Annotated in this window: 13 protein-coding genes and 2 pseudogenes; 4 read left to right on the forward strand and 11 right to left on the reverse strand. The window is 71.1% G+C overall.

From position 1 onward, the window contains the following. Window positions 1–157 precede the first annotated feature (157 nt). The 7 genes and pseudogenes from ACZ44S_RS08795 to ACZ44S_RS08825 form a co-directional block, all read right to left on the reverse strand. Window positions 158–517, reverse strand: coding sequence for a hypothetical protein (locus ACZ44S_RS08795; protein WP_466926066.1), 360 nt, complete (start codon window positions 515–517; stop codon window positions 158–160). Between the two features lie 93 nt (window positions 518–610). Then, window positions 611–1,576: pseudogene (locus ACZ44S_RS08800) on the reverse strand (hypothetical protein); the annotation flags it as partial. Between the two features lie 156 nt (window positions 1,577–1,732). Beyond that, window positions 1,733–2,521 (reverse strand): annotated as a pseudogene (locus tag ACZ44S_RS08805) (serine/threonine-protein kinase); the annotation flags it as partial. Between the two features lie 89 nt (window positions 2,522–2,610). Beyond that, window positions 2,611–4,515 carry a P-loop ATPase, Sll1717 family gene (locus tag ACZ44S_RS08810; RefSeq protein ID WP_466926068.1) on the reverse strand — a complete coding sequence of 635 codons (1,905 nt, stop codon included), beginning with the start codon at window positions 4,513–4,515 and terminating at the stop codon, window positions 2,611–2,613. 349 nt (window positions 4,516–4,864) lie between these two features. After that, window positions 4,865–7,036 carry a TerD family protein gene (locus tag ACZ44S_RS08815; protein WP_466926070.1) on the reverse strand — a complete coding sequence of 724 codons (2,172 nt, stop codon included), beginning with the start codon at window positions 7,034–7,036 and terminating at the stop codon, window positions 4,865–4,867. Between the two features lie 74 nt (window positions 7,037–7,110). After that, entirely contained in the window at window positions 7,111–7,467 is a 357-nt protein-coding gene (locus tag ACZ44S_RS08820) for a hypothetical protein (protein ID WP_466926072.1), read from the reverse strand. Between the two features lie 32 nt (window positions 7,468–7,499). Further along, window positions 7,500–7,799, reverse strand: coding sequence for a hypothetical protein (locus ACZ44S_RS08825; RefSeq protein ID WP_466926075.1), 300 nt, complete (start codon window positions 7,797–7,799; stop codon window positions 7,500–7,502). A 380-nt stretch (window positions 7,800–8,179) separates the two neighbouring features. On the opposite strand from ACZ44S_RS08825, the gene ACZ44S_RS08830 reads away from it, so the two are divergent. Then, window positions 8,180–8,383: a cold-shock protein gene (locus ACZ44S_RS08830; RefSeq protein ID WP_004986771.1), complete on the forward strand. Its 204-nt coding sequence runs from the start codon at window positions 8,180–8,182 to the stop codon at window positions 8,381–8,383. 227 nt (window positions 8,384–8,610) lie between these two features. Here the strand turns inward: ACZ44S_RS08830 and ACZ44S_RS08835 are convergent, their stop codons facing one another. Further along, window positions 8,611–8,919 carry a MerR family transcriptional regulator gene (locus tag ACZ44S_RS08835; protein ID WP_361027813.1) on the reverse strand — a complete coding sequence of 103 codons (309 nt, stop codon included), beginning with the start codon at window positions 8,917–8,919 and terminating at the stop codon, window positions 8,611–8,613. Between the two features lie 736 nt (window positions 8,920–9,655). Between ACZ44S_RS08835 and ACZ44S_RS08840 the strand changes: the two genes are divergently transcribed. Continuing rightward, entirely contained in the window at window positions 9,656–9,850 is a 195-nt protein-coding gene (locus tag ACZ44S_RS08840; protein ID WP_466926078.1) for a potassium transporter TrkG, read from the forward strand. Here ACZ44S_RS08840 and ACZ44S_RS08845 read toward each other — a convergent pair. After that, complete coding sequence (locus ACZ44S_RS08845) at window positions 9,780–12,380, reverse strand: sensor histidine kinase (protein ID WP_466926081.1); 2,601 nt, start codon at window positions 12,378–12,380, stop codon at window positions 9,780–9,782. The two genes, ACZ44S_RS08840 and ACZ44S_RS08845, sit on opposite strands and share 71 nt — an antisense overlap. A 119-nt stretch (window positions 12,381–12,499) precedes the next feature. Here ACZ44S_RS08845 and ACZ44S_RS08850 point away from each other — a divergent pair, with 119 nt between their 5' ends. Continuing rightward, window positions 12,500–12,775, forward strand: coding sequence for a hypothetical protein (locus tag ACZ44S_RS08850; protein WP_466926084.1), 276 nt, complete (start codon window positions 12,500–12,502; stop codon window positions 12,773–12,775). Between the two features lie 60 nt (window positions 12,776–12,835). On the opposite strand, the gene ACZ44S_RS08855 is transcribed toward ACZ44S_RS08850, so the two are convergent. Then, window positions 12,836–13,360, reverse strand: coding sequence for a copper chaperone PCu(A)C (locus tag ACZ44S_RS08855; RefSeq protein WP_466926087.1), 525 nt, complete (start codon window positions 13,358–13,360; stop codon window positions 12,836–12,838). A gap of 104 nt (window positions 13,361–13,464) precedes the next feature. Beyond that, a complete protein-coding gene (locus tag ACZ44S_RS08860) occupies window positions 13,465–14,232 on the reverse strand; it encodes a TetR/AcrR family transcriptional regulator (RefSeq protein ID WP_466926089.1) in 768 nt (255 codons plus the stop codon). Between the two features lie 261 nt (window positions 14,233–14,493). On the opposite strand from ACZ44S_RS08860, the gene ACZ44S_RS08865 reads away from it, so the two are divergent. Further along, a complete protein-coding gene (locus tag ACZ44S_RS08865) occupies window positions 14,494–16,725 on the forward strand; it encodes an MMPL family transporter (protein WP_466926092.1) in 2,232 nt (743 codons plus the stop codon). Window positions 16,726–16,898: the final 173 nt, after the last annotated feature.

The raw sequence follows: 16,898 nt of genomic DNA on the forward strand, positions 1-16,898 counted from the left end.
ATAAGCATACGGAGGGTCGGCCCGATCCGTTCACGCCAGAACTGGCGAATCCGACGGTGGCGGGTCGGCGGGACGTCGGGGAATCGCGCCGTGGGCCCCGGAGCGGGGTGCTCCGGGGCCCACGGCGGTTCGTCGGGCGAGGGGCGGGCGCGCTCCGTCAGTTGTCGGAGTAGCTGAAGTCGCCCACGGTCCAGGCGCTGACGTCCTCGATCGCGACGCGGTACATCCCGCCCGTCGCGGGGACGCCCACCGTGCCCTGGAGGATCCGGGCGACGTGGAAGTGGAGGTGCGTGGGTGGTCCGTCGGTCTTCGCGGTGTTGTCGAAGACGGTGGAGAACTCGCTCAGCTGGGCGGAGTCGGTCAGTACCTCCGACACCCGCTGCCTCCACACGGCTTCGGGGGCCAGGCGACCGGTGATGACGGCACCACCGATGACCACGGTCAGGGACATCTGGGTGCTCTGCCCGGACTCCACGCGGGCGGCGATGTCAACGATCAGCTCGTCAGGCTTCGGCATGGGATCGGATTCTATGCACCGCGCCGACCCTGTGGGGGACGGGGCGGTGACGTCGCAGGGGGAGTGCGCAAAACGCAGGGCTGTTGGTCACGAACGCGCCTGTTCGCGCTCCTGGTCGAGTTCCTGCCGAGCGGTGTCGAGAAGTGCCTCGGCCTCGCGCCGCCGCCGGGCCGCCTCCTCCTGCGCGGCGGCCAGCGTTTCGGACGCCTCCGTACCGATCCGCTCGGCGGCGGCCTGCGCCGCCGCACGCATCCGGTCGGCGCTGTCCTGCGCCTCCGACGTCAGCCGCTCCGCCTCGGCGCGTAGCCGCGCGCTCTCCTCGGACGCCTCACTGCGGATTGCGGAGGCTTCGGCCCTCGCTCTGTTGAGCAGCTCCTCCGCGGCTTTCGCCGCCTCCTCGATCTGTGCCACGGCCTCCTTGCGGGCCTCCGTGCGGATCTTCTCGGCCTCGGCGGCCGCGTCGGCGCGCAAGCCCACGGCTTCGTCGCGCAGCCGGAGCGCCTCCCGCTGCAAGTCGAACGTCTTGGCGCGGTACTCCGCGGTGTCGTCCGCCGCCGTGTCATCAAGCCTCTGCATGCTGTGGTGTGCCTCCGCGCGCAGCCGCTCGGCCTCCTCCACGGCCTCCCTGCGGATCCGCTCGGCCTCGGCGCGAGCGGCGGCGACCAGTTCCTCGGCGTCCGTCCTGGTGAACTCGGCCTCTTTGGTGGCCTCGCTGACCAGCCGGGCCACCTGGGCCTTGGCGGTGCGGGTACGGGCCTCGTCGGCGGCGAGCGCCTTGGCGGCGGCCTCCTTCGCCTCGGCGAGCATCCGCTCCGCCTCCGCCATGCGCTGCTCGGCGGCCACCGTGAGTTCTCCGACCTGGCGGCGCGCCGTCTGCGACTCGGTGAGCGTGGACGTCCGCAGCCGCTCGGCGTGGTCGGTGGCCTCCTGCGCCTGCGCGGACGCCGCGTTCAGCAGCCGCTCGGCGTCCACGCGGGCCCGGCGCAGCGTCTGCTCCGCCTCGGCTCGCCATCTGTCGGTTTCCTCGCGCAGGGCGGTGCTGTGCCGTTCCGTCGATCGCCAGATCTGCCAGGCCCTCTCCAGGATGCGTCCGGCGAGCGGGTCGGTGTGGCCGAGCCGGACGATGTCCAGAGGGTTCTCCTCGGGCAGCGTGACCACGTGGTCGACCAGCAGGGTGCTCAGGGTGGCGTGTACGTCGGCGGCGTGCGCCGGGCGGTTCTCGGGCCGCTTCTCGAGCAGGCTCATGATGAGGTCGCTCAGGGAGCGGGGCAGGTCCGGGGAGCGGTCGGCGGGTGGCACCGGGGCCTTGTCCACCTGCATGCGGAGGATCGCCAGCGGGTTCCTGGCGGTGAAGGGGGGTTCGCCGGTCACCGCGTGGTAGAGGAGACAGCCGAGGGAGTAGAGGTCGCTGCGGTGATCCACCTCCCGGTCCCCCTCGGCCTGTTCCGGGGACATGTAGGGAGGGGAGCCGATCAGGGCTCCGGTGACGGTCAGTTCGTGGGTGCTCAGGGTGTCGCCGACGAACTTGGCCACGCCGAAGTCGAGGACCTTGATGGTGCCGTCGGGGGTGAGCAGGACGTTGGCGGGTTTGATGTCCCGGTGGATCACGCCCCGGCCGTGGGCGACGTGGAGGGCCTGGGTGATCTGCCGGGCCCATCCCACGGCGGCCGGCCAGGAGGGCGGGGCGTCCTCGTCCAGCCGCCGGCGGAGCGAGGCGCCGGGCACGCGCTCCATCACGACGTACAGGGTGCGGCGCCCGCCGAGGATCTCCTCGCCCCAGTCGTGCACGGTGACGATGTTCTGGTGGGAGAGCCGCGCCGCGAGCCGGACCTCGCGCTGGAACCTGGCCTGTGTCTCGCTCTCCTCCACGCGCAGGGCCTGGACGAGCTTGACGGCCACGGTGCGCCCCATGCGCTCGTCCTCGGCGGACCACACCTCGCCCATGCCGCCCGATCCGAGACGCTCGCTGATCCGGAACCGCTCGGCGAGCAGTACGCCCTGCACCCGTTGCCTCCATCACCGACCGTCGGCCACCGTGGAACGGGGGCCGGTCCGGTAAATCCTTACGTGGTCTTCTCCCGCGGCCGGGCGGTTCAGGAACCCGCCGAGTCGCCCGAGCTTCCGTAGGAGCCGCCCGCCAGCCGGCGCAGACGCCGGGACTCTTCCTCGATGCGGTGCCCGACGCCCTCGGCACCGGCCGTGCCGTCCAGACCGCTGTCCAGCAGCTGGGCGGCGAGTCCGGCGAAGTAGTGGGCCACGGTGAGGAGGTGGTCGTGCACGTCGACGGAGCCGGCATCCGTGAGAATGCCGTTCGCGTCGTCCCGTACCCGCTCCATCCGGTCGGTGATCTCGTTCCTGACGTCCTGCGCCAGTCCCACCGCACGGCCGGCCTGGCCGAGGACGGCGTGGCAGGAACGGGTGAGCTCACGTACGAGCTGGACGTCACGGGTGACCGCGGTGGTTCCCGGAGCGGCGGGGCTGAGGGCGCCCGTGACGATGCGGACGCCCGCCGAGGACGGCTCGTAGGGGCGCAGATCGACCGCGCTGGTGGCCCCGAGCGCCTCGCGGAAGCACGGGTGGACGACGAACTGCGTCTCGTGCGGCTGGACCGGGAGGTCGTCGCCGCCGGCGAACACCACGTCGTTCCCGCGCCGTACGCCGAGGAACCCCACCCCGTACAGGACGTCGATGACGCCGGCGGGGGTCAGCGCGTCGGCGTACGCGGGGAACAGCCGGTGCAGTGTCTCGGCGGCCGCGTCGAAGCGGGTGGTGAGGGCCGCCCTGGTCACCCGGTATCCGGTGTTCTGGAACAGCGGGAAGAGGCGCTTGAGGAAGGGGTGCGCGACCAGGTACTCCAGGGTGAGGTCGTTGAGCTTCCACGCGGAGAACTGGCGGCTCGCCTGGAGGACGTCCTCCTCCGTGATCCGATCCCGGCCGTTGATCAGCGAGGCCGTCTCCTGGCACAGGTTGAGGAACTGGATGGCGTCGCGGGGCCGCGGCAGACAGCGGCGGAACAGGAAGGACGCGGTCGCCTCGCCCCGTACGCGCTCGGGGAAGACCTCCCGCCACAGCTGCTCCTCGCCGAGGTCGGCGCCGGCGGAGGCGCGGGCGCGGGCCAGCGCCAGGTCGCGGAGGGACTGTTCCGTCCAGGCGATCCGCAGTTCGTCACCGTGGAACTTGTCGCCCTCCCCGAACGAGAGCGAGTCGTAGATGTCCGCGCGGAGGAACAGCAGCGGCCGCACCGACCGGGCGTAGAGGCCCGCGGCGTGCTTCGCGGCCAGCAGCAGTCCGATCACCAGCGAGTTGCTGTCGGGCTCCGCCGACCACACCTGCTCCAGCTGGTCCACCATCAGTAACAGGGGCCCGTGGGTGCCCTCGCATCCCAGGTCGGCCAGGGCGCGCACCACGCCCTGTTCGACCACGTCGAGCTGACGCAACGCCCGTGCGCCCTCGGACGGCGAGTGCGCCAGGTCCATGCCCGCCTTGACACCGAACGCCTCCAGGGAGAGCGATGTCTGCAGGCCCTTCGCGCCCTGTGCGAGCCGGTCCCCCAACCGTCCGGTGGACAGTTCGTCGTTCTGCTTCAGGAAGCGGGCGAGCGCCTTGACCGAGCCGGGCCTGCGGCCGTGTTCCTCCTTGGCGTGCGCCACCAGGTGGCGGGCCGTGTGCACGGCGAAGACGTACCGCCAGATCAGCGCCCTGGCCGAGTCCCCGGGCAGTCCCTGGAGGTCGAACCGCCGGATCTCGTCGCCCGCCGTCTCGTCCGGGGTGATGAGGACCTTTCCGTGCGAGTGCGTGGCCTCCGCGAGCACCTGCATGCAGATCGCGCTCTTGCCGGAGCCCTTCCGCCCGATGATCAGCATCTTGCGTCCGCCGACCGCCCCGCGGTACGCGGCCGTGGGCAGGAACGCCCCGCGCAGGAGCAGCCCGTCGGTCACGTCCCGTTCTGCGTCCTCGCGGCCGAAGTAGAGCTCCGCGAGAAGCGGCCCGTCAGCCATCCCGTCCCCCTGATGTCGTTCCGCCGATCGGCGCGGATCGCTGGAACTCACCGTATCCGTACGGGCGGCTTCAGGGCCGGGGAACGCGTGCCGATGCACCGTCAAAGAGCTGAGAAACAAACACTGTTCATGCTCGGCCTCGGGAGCGGCCGCTCGGCCCGCGAGGGGGCACCGGTGCTGCTGACCGGCTGGAAGCTGGGGCGCTGAGCGGCTCGGGCGGTGCTCGCGCCGGGGGCGCGGGCGCCGCCCGGAGCGGCGTCGGAGGCGAGGAGAGCGAACGGACTCGAGTTCATTTGGAGTGAATGAGAAGGAAGCCCCTTCATGGCCTCGCCGTGGATCACGCTAGCACTCAGCCCGGGATCACGTCGCGCAGGTTTTCGAGGGTGATGACCTGGGAGTCCGGGTGCAGTCCCTCGGGGCGTTCGAGACCGATGTACAGCACGGGCTCGTCCGGGACCCGCTCACCGTCCCACAGGTCCACGGCCGTGATGTCGCGGGGCATCAGGCCGATCAGGTATCCGATCGTCAGCTGCTCGCGCTCCACGAGAGCACGCACCAGCTTGGACACCGACACCTGGTTCTCCTCGACCCGGTTGGCCGTCGGGATGCCGTTCAGGTACAGGTGCAGCCACTTCGCACGCCACGTGCCGTCGTCCCCGCGCTGGAAGACCAGGGGCAGCGCCACCCGGCCCACCCCGCGCAGCTCCGACTTCATCCGCACCGTGCGCGGCTCGAACGGGCGGCCCGCCTGCTCGTCCTCGCGCAGCATGAACCCGAAGAACGACTCCTCGGCCTCCTCGAAGTTCTCGCCCGAGTAGATGTTGACCTGCGGCACGATGAACGTGCTGCGCACCCGGTCCAGGGAGAGGTTGATGAACTCCGACGCCCCGTCGGGCGCGTCGGTGATGTCGCCCGAGTGCTCGCCCCCCACGGCGGTGAGGGCCGTGTAGGAGAGCCAGGAGTCGGTGCTGTAGTCGCTGTGCAGGAGCAGGGCCGACAGGTCGTAGTCGGTGCGGTGCTCCGTCTGCTTCCAGTACACGAAGAAGCGCAGCAGTTCGCCGTCGACCTTCGAGACCGAACCCCGCGGGAGTACGCCGAGTCCCGCCGCCGTCGCCCTGCCGCTGAGCGGGAGCGCGACGTCGAGGACGTCGGGGTCGACCAGCAGCCGGTCCGGTGCCGGGAGCCGGCGGCGTATCTCGGCGTCGAGGGCGGCGTTCAGACGGTCCCGGTCGGCGGCCGGTACCGGGGGCCGGGCGTCCTGGGTCACCCAGGCGCGGCCCCGGCGGTTGACGAAGGTGCGGGGTTCGGCCGTCTCCCGCTCCCGGTTGCGGAAGTGCTCACGGGCCGAGAGGACGACCCGGCCGGAAACCTGGGGAGCGACCTCCGTCGCGGCGGCCACCACCAGGTTCCGCTCCTCCTGGTCGGCGGCGATGCGCAGCAGGACGTCCAGGGCGCGGAACAGCTTCCCGGGGGCGGACTTCAGCAGGGTCACCGCACCGGGGACGTCGAACGCGTCGAGCAGCTGCTCGACGCGGCTGTCGAAGGAGCGCGCCTCCTTCTCCCCCCGCGCGACGGCGAACACCTCGGCGGCGTGCGGCCGGTGCGGGTACTCGTGGGGGTGGAGACGCTCACCGAGCCGTTTGAAGGGCTCCCGGTGCGCGTGCACGTCGGCGAGCTTCGCCGGCTTCGCCGCGACCACAGCGTCGAGTCCCGCGAGCAGCGCCCGGCGCACCGGCCGCGACAGCGCCCGGAACCGGGTCGGCTCCTGGAGCGTCACGTCGCCGCCCGACAGGGCGCAGGCCAGACGCAGCACGTCGGTCACGGTGTCCAGCAGCAGGTCGGCACCGACGGCGAGACGGGCCTCGTTGACGACCGCCCGGTTCTCCCGGACGGGGATCGACTCCGGCTGGGGGCCCGTGGCGCATCGCTCGGCGAGGGTCCTGAGATCGCGCAGGTGGTCCTCGCCCAGAGGGGTCGTGCTGCCCGCCAGGGACAGGTACAGATCGGTGAGTTCGTCGTCCAGGTCCCGGCCGAGGTGCAGGACGGTCACCCGGTCGCCCGCCGAGGCGATCAGCTCGTCCTGCGCCGCGAGCATCTCCTCGTAGGTGTGCCGGTAACGGCCGTACGCGGGAAGGCTGAGCAGGTCCAGCACCCCGTGCGCCAGCTGCGTCAGCACGTTCTCGCGGGAGGTGTCGTCGCCGAGCGCCTGCGCCACACACCGCATCCAGAATTCCTCGGTGCCGGGCACGTTCGCCGGGAAGTCGATGAAGTACGCGTTGTGCCGGACGTGGTCGCCCACCATCTCGCTCACGGTGCGCAGCGTGCGCTCTGCGGTGTGCACGACCGTGGTCTCCGACAGGCCCGACAGCCGCTCCAGCAGCTCGGCCGAGAGCTTGAAGCCCACGGTCGTCAGCGCGGCGTCGAACTGTCGCGCGGCGGTGGCTCCTTCCCCGGCGGGTCCGTCGGGGAGGGGAAGGCGGTGGGTGTGCCGGATGACCAGCGAGTCGAGACGGTGCTCCATGCGGGGATGATCGCAGAGCTGTGCGAGCCGACGCACAGGAGTTTTCGTACGCCCTTTCGTGCCGTGATCCGGCTTCAGTGACCGGGAGTGGCCGTCAGCGCCTCGACCAGTTGGCGGGCGCGGGTGCGTTCCGTCAGGAGGAGTTCGACCAGAGGGCCGGTGCCCGGGTCGGTCGGCGAAGTGCCCGCTCGACGGGACGCGTTCGGGCTCGCGGCTTCGTCGAGGTACTGCTCGACGGGGCGGGGGTCGGGCGTCAGGGGGACCCGGTCACCGGTCAGTGCGCTGTGGACCGTGGCGTGGTCGAGGCCCATGCGGGCCAGCCGCTCGCTGCCGGCGTACCGGGTGTCGGGGGCCGGGGCGCCCTCCAGCAGCTCCGGCAGCAGGTGGACGGCGCCGAACGTGGCCGCGCCCTCCCGTTCCGCCCGTCGCATCGCCGCGGTCAGGGCCCGGGCCGCGGCGCCCGTCAGGCGTATGCCGCGGTCCCGTCGTCCCCCAGCACCTCCTGGGCGGCGACGTCGTTCTCGACGTCGTCGTCGCCGCCGGCCGCGGTCTTCCGGTCCGCCAGGTCCCGCAGTACGGCCCCCACCACGGTCCTGGTCGCCCCGGCGTTCGCGAGCGCCTCGCGCGCGGGCCCCTTGGCCGCGGTGATGGCGGCGAGCAGATGGTCGGTGCCGACGGCTTCCCCGCCGGTCGCCCCCGCGGCACCCCGGGCGGACCCCAGGATGCCCACGGTGTTCCAGTCGGGTTCCTTGATCGCTTCCATGCTGCCTTCCCTCGTGCCGCCGGTCCTGGCGCCCAGGTTCCCCCGGCCGGAACGGACGCCGCATCACCCCGGAGAAGGACCTCTTCTACTCCTGAAGTACCTGTATCTGCATGCGCGGGGTAAGAATTGAATCCGACGCGCGAACAGTTTCCTTGCGGCAGCGAACCGAGCGTAATTCCGCACACCACACACGGCAGCGCGGCGTGCTACTGTCGATGGAAGTTGCAGTTGTGGTTCCCGAAACTTCAAGAACTTCGGTCGGCTTCATGTCACCGGCGTTCTTGCGCATTTCCGGTTCTTTTCCGGACGGGGTGATCATCGCGGCGACACGGTGTCCGCACGGTGCGGATTCCGACGCACTGCCCCTAAGGAGAAATGACATGGCTACTGGAACCGTGAAGTGGTTCAACGCGGAAAAGGGCTTCGGCTTCATCGAGCAGGACGGTGGCGGCGCCGACGTGTTCGCCCACTACTCGAACATCGCCGCCCAGGGCTTCCGTGAGCTGCTCGAGGGCCAGAAGGTGTCCTTCGACATCGCGCAGGGCCAGAAGGGCCCGACGGCCGAGAACATCGTTCCCGCCTGACAGCCGTACCCAGGCGCACCGCGCGGCCGGGGCTCGCATCCTTTGGGGTGCGGGCCCCGGCCGCTCTTGTTCTCGGGCGGCTTTTCCACTCTTTCCCGTCCTGGGAATCGCACCCTGTCACACGTCTCTTCACCCGTCCCGATCAGGACGTCCGTCCCGCCTTTTTCCGGTCGCCCGGACCCGGCACACCACGGTCCGGAACGCTCTTGGGAGGACGGACCCCAAAATTATCGCGCCCGCAGTTCCTCGTTGATGCGCCGGGCCTCTTCGAGTTGGTCCTCGAGAATGATGATCCGGCAAGCCGCCTCGATGGAGGTTCCCTGGTCGACCAGCTCACGGGCGCGGGCCGCGATACGCAGCTGGTAGCGGGAGTAGCGGCGGTGGCCGCCCTCGGACCTCAGGGGCGTGATCAGCCGGGCCTCGCCGAGAGCCCTCAGGAAAGCGGGTGTCGTACCCAGCATCTCCGCGGCTCGCCCCATGGTGTACGCGGGGTAGTCGTCGTCGTCGATGCGGTCGAGCGGTGTGTCTGCGGTCATCTGCACCTCTGATGGGAATGCGTGGGCAATGCGTCGAGGGGCCTTGGTGCCGTACGGCACCAAGGCCCCGAGGGATTTGTAACACCATCCACCGGCTTACTGCACTGCCGGCCTTCTGTTTCCGCGTCCGCCCCGTGAAGTGGGCGGAGAGTGCGGGGATCGCGGATGCGTGACCGTGTGACCACCTTCCGTTCCGGGGCCTGCGGTACCCGGGCGGGCCGTTCCCGACCGGGCGATCCTGATGGCGTTCGCCTCCTTCTTCCTTCTGTTTCGCATCTCTTGATACTGCGGATCCTGCGTCCTGCCGACGGTCCTGGAGGGGACCGCCGGGCACGGCGGTCAGCGAGGGGACCCTCAACCTGCTCCGGCCCCGTCACTCCACCGCCGTGCCCACATGAGTTCTTCACGCGGGCAGTTCGTGTCTGCCACGCCTCACGGATGTTCCTGTCGACAGAAGAGACACTAACCCCTTCACGGCCGCATGTCTACATCGGCCGCTACAGGTTTTGCGCCGTGCGGGCGAACGGTTCTCCACCCTTACGCGTGAGTGAGGACGGCGATCCGGGACGTGCGTGCTGCCACGATGCCGGTATGCGGGCCGTCGTGGTCGGTGTGGACCAGGTCGGGCACACGGTGGTCAAGTCGCTCGCCGAGACGCACGAGTGCACGGTGATCGCTCGCGCTCGGGACGTTCGGCCTCGCCCTCGACGCGGAGGCGCGGACCGCCGGCACCGGTGTGCTCACGGCGCTCGGCGCCGCGGCGGCGTGCCTCGGCAACGTCGGCCCGGCGTTCGGCGAGCTCGGCCCGTACGGGTCGTACGCGCCGCTCGGGGGGCCGTCGAAGGTGATCCTCTCCGCTCTCATGTTCCTCGGCCGTATCGAGATCGTTCCCCTGGCCGTTCTGCTTCGCCGCGGCCACTGGCGCGCGTAGCCGGACCGGACGGGCCGCCTCCGGCGGCGGCGGGGAGGCTGAGGACCATGGTGAGGCCGCCACCGGGGGTGTCCTCGGCCTGCAGGGTGCTGCCCATGGCCTCGGCGAAACCGCGGGCGACCGCCAGGCCGAGGCCGACCCCGTCGCCCCGCGGGGCGTCGCCGTGCCGCTGGAACGGGAAGAAGATGCGCTCCTTGACCTCGTCGGGAACGCCGGGCCCCCGGTCCACCACACGCAGTTCCACCCGGTCGGCGAGCGTGCTGGCCGCGACCAGGACCGGCTCCTCGTCGGGGCTGTACTTCACGGCGTTCTCCACGACGTTGGCGACCACCCGCTCGAGCAGCCCCTTGTCCGTCGCCACCATGGGCAGGCTCTCGGGGATGTCCAGGACGACGGCGGATCCCGGTTCCGGGACCCCGCCCAGTGCGAGCGGAACGACCTCGTCCAGGTCCACCTCCCGGATCAGCGGCGTGACGGTCCGGGTCTGCAGGCGGGACATGTCGAGCAGGTTGCCGACCAGGTGGTCGAGGCGGTCGGCGCCTTCCTCGATCGCCTCCAGGAGCTCGGCCCGGTCCTCCTCCGACCACTCCACGTCGTCCGAGCGCAGCGACGACACGGACGCCTTGATCCCGGCGAGCGGGGTGCGCAGATCGTGGCTGACCGCGGCGAGCAGGGCGGTGCGGATGCGGTTGCCCTCGGCGAGTTCCCTGGCCCGGTCGGCCTGGGACTTCAGCCGCCTGCGGTCCAGGACGACGGCGGCCTGCGCCGCGAACGCGGCCAGGACACGGCGGTCGGAGGCGGGCAGCACCCGGCCGAAGAGCGCGAGCACCATGTCGTCGCCCACCGGCACGACCACGTCGGCGTCCTCGGGCCGTGCCACGGCGGACACCGCGCCGACGCCGCCGGCGCAGGTCCAGGGCGCCTTGTCGTGCTCCCGCTCCAGCAGGGCCGCGGAGTCCACGGCGAAGGTTCCGCGGACGCGTTCCAGCAGCTCCTCCAGACTGGTCTCGCCCCGCAGGACGTTCCCGGCGAGGAAGGACAGGGTCTCCGCCTCGGCGCGCAGCCGGGCCGCCTGGTCGGTACGGCGTGCCGCGAGGCCCACCACGGAGGCCACGGAGGCGGCGACCCCCACGAAGACCACGAGGGCGACGATGTTCTGGGGTGCGGCGATGGTGAAGGTCCGCACCGGCGGCGCGAAGTACCAGTTGATCAGCAGCGTCCCCACCACGGCGGAGGCGAGGGACGGGAGCATGCCGCCCAGCAGCGCCGCCGCCACCGTGAGGGCGAGGAACAGCAGCATGTCGTTGGCCAGGCCCACATCGGGCAGGGCGGTGCGCAGCAGCAGGGTCAGCAGGACGGGCCCGAGCACACCGACCAGCCAGCCGGCCGCGACACGGGACCGGCCCAGTTCCGCGCCCCGGGCGGCCGGCAGGCCGCGGCCCTTGCCCACCTCGTCGTGCGTGATGAGGTGGACGTCCAGGTCGGGCCCGGAGTCACGGGCCACGGTGGCGCCCACGCCGGGGCCGAGCACGTACTGCCAGCCCTTGCGCCGGGAGGCGCCGAGCACTATCTGGGTGGCGTTCACCCCGCGGGCGAACTCCAGCAGCGCGGTCGGGATGTCGTCGCCGACCACGTGGTGGAAGCTGCCGCCCAGGTCCTCCACCAGCGTGCGCTGGACGGCCAGTTCCCCGGGCGAGGCGGCGGTCAGTCCGTCGCTGCGGGCGACGTAGAGCGCGAGGACCTCGCCTCCGGCGCCCTTCTCGGCGAGGCGCACCGCCCGCCGTATCAGCGTCCGGCCCTCGGGTCCTCCGGTCAGGCCGACCACGATCCGCTCGCGCGAGCCCCAGATCGCGCGGACCCCGTGCTCACTGCGGTACTGCTGGAGGTGCTCGTCGACCCGGTCCGCCACCCAGAGCAGGGCCAGCTCGCGCAGGGCGGTGAGATTGCCGGGGCGGAAGTAGTTGGACAGGGCCGCGTCGACCTCGTCGGGCCGGTGGACGTTGCCGTGGGCGATCCGGCGGCGCAGCGCCTCGGGGGTCATGTCGACCAGCTCGACCTGTTCGGCCCGGCGCACCACCTCGTCCGGCACGGTCTCCTGCTGGCGCACGCCCGTGATGGACTCGACGACGTCGCCGAGCGACTCCAGGTGCTGGATGTCGACGGTGGAGATCACGTCGATCCCGGCCGCGAGCAGCTCCTCCACGTCCTGCCAGCGCTTGGTGTGGCGGGAGCCCGGGACGTTGGTGTGGGCGAGCTCGTCGACGAGGACGACCTCGGGGCGCCGGGCCAGCACCGCGTCCAGGTCCATCTCCGTGCGGAAGGCCCGCCGATGCTCGAGCCGTCTGCGCGGCACCTCCTCCAGGCCCTCCAGCAGCGCCCGGGTGCGGGGCCGGTCGTGGTGCTCCACGAAGCCGATCACGCAGTCGGTGCCACGTTCCACCCGCCGGTGCGCCTCGGACAGCATGGCGTAGGTCTTGCCGACGCCCGGTGCCGCGCCGAGGTGGATCCGGAGTGTGCCGCGTGTTGCCATGGTTTCGATTCTGCTCCCGTGGTGGAGCGGATCCCTCCGGACGTACGGAGGATGATGCGGGATTCAACCAGGTCAGGGCGGATCGTCGGGCCCCGTGCCGCTTCCGTAGGGTCGGCGGAATGAATGCGGATCACTCGACCCCCGACGCACTGCTGCGCGACGCGCATGCCCGGCTGCTCTCCGCGGACTCGATCACCCCTGAGCTCGCCGGCTCCATGCGCTACGCGCGCCAGGTGGCCGAGGGACTCGTCCTCGCCCGTGCCCACGAGACGGCGGTCCTGCACTCTTTCTACGGCGACTCGCACGTCGTCGGCAGCCAGGCCCTGTTCCCGTCCGCCGCGGTCCACCGGGTCACCGGCGGACCGTCGGCCTCCCGCGAAGCTCCATGCGACTGATCGTCCCGGCACTGCCGGTCTGCAGCAGCCCGCCCGGCCGCCGACAAGCGATGCGTTGACTCAATGAGCGGTGGAGGGGCTCTCGTCATAGGCGGGGATCTGCGACTGGATATTGAAGGTAACCGATCCGGCCTGGTCGAACCGCATGGTGAACTTCATGAAGTCGCCACCCCTGATCGTTTCGCGCACATCCCGCAGCACCAGGTGGGATGCGTTCGGCTCCAGCTCCACGAGCTGGTTCGCGGGCAGGTCCACACCGTCCGCGAGCGGTTTGCCGTCAGAGTCGACGATGTCCACCGAGGCTGCGTTCGGCGTGCTCGCCCCCACGAGCCTGTCAGTTTCGCCACCCTTGTTGTAGAGCCACACATATGCCGGAACATCGTCGCCGGCCTGCCACGGCTCACCCCGCGGTTCAGCCACATGCGCGTACCGGATCATGAGGTCGCCGACGCGGGCGTTCTGCCCTGGCGCGTCCCACTCCGGCAGAGAGAAGTCATCACCCCCGCATCCACCCGCGGTCACCGCGATCGCAAGAGCGGCCGCCGCGAAAGCGCGCCGACCTCCCCGCACGAAGACGGTTGTCATCGGGACTCCTCTCACCGGCTCATCGGTTCCACACTGAGTGCCCACACGAGTCGCGACAAACGGGACAGGCCCGACCGTGACAGCCCGACGGACTGGCCTGGGGTTCAGGGACAGGCACCGACACCGGGCGGTGCCGCGGGGATCCGGCTGTGGATCTCCGTGAGCAGGTGGTGCATCGACACGCGGAAGATCTCGGCCTGGTGATCGCCGCCGATGAAAGAGGTGTGCCCGAACACCTCGAGGACGACCAGGCCGTGCATGTGTCCCCACCCGCTCAGGAGCAGCATGGTCGCGGCGGGCGGCAGGGCTTCGGTGCCGTCGTCGTCCGCCGGCAGGAACTCCAGTCGGGTGCGGAGCGCGGGCGAGAGGGCGTGGGTGTCGGCCGCGGCGAGCTGCTCGGTGGTGAAGCCGCCGAACAGTTCGTGCCGGAAGAGCGCGCCCATCCTGCGCATGGCCCGGGTGGTGGGGCCCCCCGCGGGTGCCTCGTAGTCCCGCAGCGGCGTGCCGTACAGGAGCTGGAACCGTTCCGGGTGGTCGACGGCCCAGCGGCGGTAGCCCTCGGCCGCCGTGACGAAGCGCGGCACGGCCGACTCGCCGGCGACGGTGTCGACGGCGGTCTGCACGGCGTCGGCCATGTCGTCGTACGCCTTGGCGATGAGGACGGTGACGAGGGCGTCCCGGTTCGGGAAGTAGTGGTAGAGGGCCTGGACGGTCATGCCGAGGCTGCGGGCGACGGCGCGCAGGGACAGGGCTCCGGGTCCGTGCGCGTCGAGGTGGCGCTCGGCGGCGTCCACGATCTCCCGGGTGGCGACGGCCCGGCGCCGCTGTCGCAGGGAGAGCGGCGCGGCGGTCATGTGTACGTCTGCGGGCATGCGGCAGAGCCTACGACGCATCAGGCGACGGAATGTCACATTCCCTTGCATGGCGACAGAAACATCTGACAGTGTCAGAAAAATCTCCTGCTGCTCAAATATCTGCCGCCTGACTAGCGTCGCTCCCGGCGACGAAGCGTGCGGCACCGCACCCGCTCCGAAGGGACGAGGGCTCCGCGGAGCACTGCGCCGGCCCCTCTGTGCGCCCGGCGGACACGCGTCGCTCCCACCCACCCTTGTGGACGCAGAAGGAGATGTGACGTGTTCGAACGTTTGGCCGAATTGGCGATACGCCGGTCCCGGCTGGTACTCGTCGTGACCGTCGTGGCGGTGGCGCTCATGGGCGTGGTGGGCGCGGGCGCGTTCAGCAAGCTGCTCGGCGGCGGCTTCGACGATCCCGCTTCCCCGTCCACCCGGGCGGCGAAGGTCATCGACGAGAAGTTCGGCGGGGAGACGAACCTCGTCCTGCTGGTCCGCGCCTTTGACGGCCGTGTCGACGCACCCGCCGCGAGGCGGAGCGCGGAGGCGCTGGTCGCCGCGCTGAAGGAGGAGAAGGGACTCACCAACGTCGTCTCCTACTGGGAGACGGGCAGCCCCGGACTGCTGTCCCGGGACGGCGGCGAGGCCATGGTGCTGGCCCATGTGACGGGTGACGAGACGCAGCAGCGGAAGAACGCCACGGAACTGATCGACACCTACACCGGCACCCGCGAGGGCGGGCTCACCGTCCGGGCCGGGGGCGGCGCGGCCGTGGGCAGCGACCTGTCGACGCAGGTGGTCGACGATCTGATCCTGGCCGAGGCCATCGCCATACCGCTGACCCTGCTCCTGCTGCTGTTCGTGTTCGGCAGCCTGGTCGCGGCCCTGCTGCCGCTGGCCGTCGCCGTCATCGCCGTGCTCGGTTCGTTCGCCCAGCTCTCCCTCCTCGCCGAAGTCACCGACGTCGCCGACACCGCGACCAACCTCACCACGGCCCTGGGCCTCGGACTGGGCATCGACTACGCGCTGTTGATGGTCAGCCGCTTCCGCGAGCAGCTCGCGACGGGCGCGAGCGTGGACGACGCCGTGCGGCGCACGGTGAACACCGCGGGACGCACCGTCGCCTTCTCCGCCGCGACCGTGGCGGCGGCGCTCGGGGCGCTGCTGGTGTTCCCGCAGTACTTCCTCCGCTCCTTCGGCTTCGCCGGGGTCGGTGTCGTGGCCGTCGCGGCCCTCGGCACGCTGTTCGTGATGCCGGCCCTGCTCGTCGTGCTGGGTCACCGCGTCAACAGCGGCCGGCTTCCGTGGGTGAAGCGGGGGCGCGCCGACGCCCGGGCGCCGATGTGGGGGCGGCTGGCCCGCACCGTGATGCGGCGGCCGGCGCTGACCGCGCTGCCCGCGCTCGCCGTCCTGCTGCTGGCGGCGGCCCCACTGCTGGGCATCACCTTCGGCACCTCGGACGAACGCGTACTGCCCGAGGACGCCGGGAGCCGCCAGGTCGCCACGGCACTGCGGGAGAACTTCACCGGCCGCGACGACTCCGCGCTGCACATCGTCATCGACGAGGTCGTGGACAAGGGCCCGTTGGAGTCGTACGCGGCCGAACTGTCCCGGCTCACAGGGGTCCTGCGGGTCGAGACCAGCACGGGCACCTACGCCGAGGGGAACCCCACGGAAACCGGCGGCGCCCACCCGGCCCTCGGCCGGCCCGACGCCCAGCGGATCACCGTGGTGAGCACCCTGACGCCGAGGTCGGACGCGGCCCAGAACCTGGTCGAGGAGGTGAGGGAGGTCGCCCCGCCCGCGGGGACACAGCCCTTGGTGGGCGGAACCGACGCCCAGTTGGTCGACACCAGGGACTCCATCGGCGACCGGCTGCCCTTCGCCGTGGGCCTGATCGTCCTCACCACCTTCGTGCTGCTCTTCCTGTTCACCGGCAGTGTCGTGCAGCCTCTGCGGGCGCTGGTCCTCAACGTCGTCAGCCTGGCGGCCACCCTCGGCGTCATGACCTGGATCTTCCAGGACGGCAACCTCTCCTCCCTGCTCGGCTTCACGGCCCAGCCGATGGAGATGTCGATGACGGTGCTGATGTTCTGCATCGCCTTCGGCCTGTCGATGGACTACGAGGTGTTCGTGACCAGCCGCATCAAGGAACTCCACGACCTGGGCCAGGACAACGTGTCCGCGGTGGCCGACGGGCTCGGGCACACCGGACGCATCGTCAGCGCGGCGGCCTTCCTGCTCGCGGTGAGCTTCTTCGCCTTCGGCACCGCGGAGATCAGCTTCATGCAGATGTTCGGCCTGGGCAGCGGGCTTGCCATCCTCATCGACGCTCTCGCGGTACGCGGTGTGCTCGTCCCCGCCGCGATGCGCCTGCTGGGCCGCCGGGCCTGGTACGCGCCGCCGTTCCTGCGCCGGTTCCACGCCCGGTTCGGGCTCGGTGAAGGAGGACCGGCGGTGGCGCCGGTGCCGGCGACGCAACCGCCGTACGTGAAGGACACGACGGCAGTCTGACGGTCACGGGCGCGCTGTCCCGGACAGGGCGGTGGCACGGCTCCGACCTGCCCGGACAGCCCGGCGCTGTCCGGGACAGCCGGCCGGTGTTGATCCCGCCGGCCGGTGTCGGGAGTCTTGGTGACGGCCGGCCGGGCAAGGGGCCGTGGCGACGGGGGAGTTCACGGTCCCGA

The organism is Streptomyces malachitofuscus (genome assembly GCF_055571035.1).

What these genes read in the sequence shown, in the direction of transcription:
- ACZ44S_RS08795 (WP_466926066.1), bottom strand. Translation starts at nt 517, where the DNA reads ATGCCGAAGCCTGACGAGCTGATCGTTGACATCGCCGCCCGCGTGGAG.
- ACZ44S_RS08810 (WP_466926068.1), bottom strand. Translation starts at nt 4,515, where the DNA reads ATGGCTGACGGGCCGCTTCTCGCGGAGCTCTACTTCGGCCGCGAGGAC.
- ACZ44S_RS08815 (WP_466926070.1), bottom strand. Translation starts at nt 7,036, where the DNA reads ATGGAGCACCGTCTCGACTCGCTGGTCATCCGGCACACCCACCGCCTT.
- ACZ44S_RS08820 (WP_466926072.1), bottom strand. Translation starts at nt 7,467, where the DNA reads ATGCGACGGGCGGAACGGGAGGGCGCGGCCACGTTCGGCGCCGTCCAC.
- ACZ44S_RS08825 (WP_466926075.1), bottom strand. Translation starts at nt 7,799, where the DNA reads ATGGAAGCGATCAAGGAACCCGACTGGAACACCGTGGGCATCCTGGGG.
- ACZ44S_RS08830 (WP_004986771.1), top strand. Translation starts at nt 8,180, where the DNA reads ATGGCTACTGGAACCGTGAAGTGGTTCAACGCGGAAAAGGGCTTCGGC.
- ACZ44S_RS08835 (WP_361027813.1), bottom strand. Translation starts at nt 8,919, where the DNA reads ATGACCGCAGACACACCGCTCGACCGCATCGACGACGACGACTACCCC.
- ACZ44S_RS08845 (WP_466926081.1), bottom strand. Translation starts at nt 12,380, where the DNA reads ATGGCAACACGCGGCACACTCCGGATCCACCTCGGCGCGGCACCGGGC.
- ACZ44S_RS08850 (WP_466926084.1), top strand. Translation starts at nt 12,500, where the DNA reads ATGAATGCGGATCACTCGACCCCCGACGCACTGCTGCGCGACGCGCAT.
- ACZ44S_RS08855 (WP_466926087.1), bottom strand. Translation starts at nt 13,360, where the DNA reads ATGACAACCGTCTTCGTGCGGGGAGGTCGGCGCGCTTTCGCGGCGGCC.
- ACZ44S_RS08860 (WP_466926089.1), bottom strand. Translation starts at nt 14,232, where the DNA reads ATGCCCGCAGACGTACACATGACCGCCGCGCCGCTCTCCCTGCGACAG.